Annotated in this window: 3 protein-coding genes; all 3 read left to right on the forward strand. The window is 61.3% G+C overall.

Features of this window, described 5'->3' with window-relative positions:
- On the forward strand, positions 1 to 848 hold an 848-nt coding region (locus ACFWW2_RS01220; protein WP_393925539.1), incomplete at its 5' end, for a Mu transposase C-terminal domain-containing protein.
- 18 nt (positions 849 to 866) lie between these two features.
- Positions 867 to 1,748, forward strand: coding sequence for a TniB family NTP-binding protein (locus tag ACFWW2_RS01225; protein ID WP_393925540.1), 882 nt, complete (start codon positions 867 to 869; stop codon positions 1,746 to 1,748).
- Positions 1,745 to 2,587 (forward strand): TniQ family protein, encoded by an 843-nt coding sequence (locus ACFWW2_RS01230; RefSeq protein WP_393925541.1) that lies wholly within the window; start codon positions 1,745 to 1,747, stop codon positions 2,585 to 2,587. The genes ACFWW2_RS01225 and ACFWW2_RS01230 overlap by 4 nt, the downstream gene beginning before the upstream one ends.
- Positions 2,588 to 2,660: the final 73 nt, after the last annotated feature.

The following is a 2,660-nucleotide window of genomic DNA, read 5'->3' on the forward strand; positions in this document are numbered from 1 at the left end:
GTCTCCCTGACAAGGTTCACGTCGACAACGGCGCCGATTTCCGCAGCCGCGCGTTCAAGCGCGGATGTGACGATGCAGGCATCGCCATTGACTGGCGACCACCGGGCACGCCGCGCTTCGGCGGGCATATCGAGCGACTGATCGGCACGCAGATGGGACGGCTGCATCTCCTTCCAGGAACGACCTTCAGCAATGAGCAGGATCTGGGTGACTATGAACCGAAGCGTCATGCCGCCCTGACATTGCGAGAGCTTGAACGGTACATCGCGCTCGACATCGTCGGCGCCTATCATCAATCGATCCACGGCACCCTCGGCCGTCCGCCACTCGCGGTCTGGCAGGAACACGAAGGAGAGATTCCGCTCCGACTGCCGGAAGATCGGCTGCGGTTCTGGCTCACCTTCCTTCCCGAGCAAGAGCGGACGTTGCGGCCGACAGGCATTCATCTCTTCGGCCTGCGCTACTGGTCCGCGGCGCTCAGCGCTGATATCGGGCGGACCAAACGGCGCTTGCTCGTCAAATACGATCCCCGCGACATGTCGCGCGTGTTTGTGCGCCGCCCCTCGGGGAACTTTGTCGAGGCACGCTATGCCGACCTGACACTGCCACAAGTCACTTTACACGAGGCCATGACCGCACGCCGTTCCCTTAGGGAGAAGGGCCGCCGGGAAGTCGGCACACGCGCCATCGTCAGGACCGTTCTCGAGCAACGAGAGCTTGTCGCGGCAGCGGCCAAGAAGACGGCCGCGGCAAAGCGTGGTCTGTCACGGCAGCGATCGGATAAGCGGGAACAGGGAACGCTCCGCGGTATCGACACCAGCAAACCGGTCCCGTTTGTTGAGGATTGAATTTGATCTGGTGCGACCATGAACGACACCATCCCTCACCTGACCGCCGGCGCGGCGGCCTTGCTTGCTGAACCGAAAGCCGGACGCATTCGTGCCATGCGATCACGCCGATGGGTGCTGTACCCGCGCGCCAAGCAAGCGCTATATCGGCTGGACGGGCTGCTCGAGCATCCACGCGGCACCCGCATGCCCTCGATCGCGGTCTATGGTGACAGCGGCATGGGGAAGACTATGATCATGAAGCGGTTCCGCGATCAGCACCCGCCAAGCTTCGATAAGTCGACAGGGGCACTGACGACACCGGTTCTTGCAATGGAAATGGTCAGCCGCCCCGGCGAGCGCCGCTTCTACGGTGAGCTTCTCACCGTTCTCGGCGCGCCACAGTCGCCCCGTGCCGACATCACGCAAATGGAACAGGCAGCCCTGCGGATCATGGACGCAATCGGCGTGCAGGTGCTGGTGATCGACGAGGTCCACAACATCCTCGCTGGGACCTACCGAGAGCAGCGCATTGTCCTGAACACCCTGCGCTTCCTCAGCAATCGCCTTCAGATCTCACTGGGCTGTTTTGGCGTCAACGACGCGCGAGAGGCAATAGGCGGAGACGTTCAACTCGCGCGGCGGTTCGAACAGTTCACACTGAGCCGATGGGCGGCAAACGAGGAATTCGAAACCCTGGTGGCATCGATCCTGCGCAACACGCCACTTCATCGCCCCTCGGTACTAACCCCGAAGTCGCTGCGGCGCATCTTGCAGATCACAGACGGTATCACAGCCAACATCTTCCACATGATCAACAACCTCGCCATCGAAGCCGTCGAGGACGGCAGCGAGCGCATCACGGACAGCGCCATCGACACCTGGGCGCCGGACTTCGATGTGGAAGCGATCTATGCATGAGCGGGCGTCTTCCTGTCGTCCTGCCGCCGGTTGCTGGTGAACTCTTCTCGTCCTGGATCGGCCGCCACGCCGCCTTCTACGGCGTTCCGTCCCTCACCATGCTGCGCCATTGCCTACCGGAAGCCGTCTCGCTGCACATAGCCGACCAAACACTGAGCAAAGGCGAGTCTAGCCGTCTTGCGGAGATGTTCTCGACAGATGCCAAGACCGTGCGCCAGATGACCTTTGCCAACGTCCAACGCTCCGCGCATCGGTTCATCTCAAAGGAACCCATACAGCGATGCTCTGGCTGTGAGTCCGGCACCTCCGATCCAGAACCGATCCTGCGAAGCCAATTGCTGGGATGGCGGATCACCTGCCCCCATTGCGGCCGGCCGTTCCGAGACTTGGCTCAATGCGACCGCGGCCACTCATTCGATCAATATCATGCCGCCGCACTTCGTGGAGAGATGCTGCTCCACGATGATGCAGAACGCGACATCCAAACCTGGACATCACCGCTGGAACTTGCCGGCCTTCTGCTGATGCGCCGAGTGCCCTGGCCATTCCCGCGCGACGCCGAACTCTGGCGCTATAGAGTTCTCGGCGTCGTAATCCCGGACCTCGATGACGTCATCGCCAGAGACGGATCGTTCCCACCCTCGCCCAAGCATCCAATTGTACCACTCCATAGCCGACCGGCGCTTCTGGCAGGCGTCGCCATCGTGGAGCGCGCCGGCCCGGAGATGCTGCAGGCGCATACCTTTGGGCACAACAGAAACCGGTTCATTGAAAAAACTGACCACCTTATCAACCCGGCGTTCGGACTGCCAGGCCCCCGCCAGATGCAGTTAATATGAGACTGGAGACACTCGTAGTCTCAAATTAAGTGCCTAGCCCGTCCTTTACCGCCGCAGTCTTACAATTAAGTGC

This window comes from Yoonia sp. R2-816, assembly GCF_046762905.1.
GTDB lineage: Bacteria > Pseudomonadota > Alphaproteobacteria > Rhodobacterales > Rhodobacteraceae > Yoonia.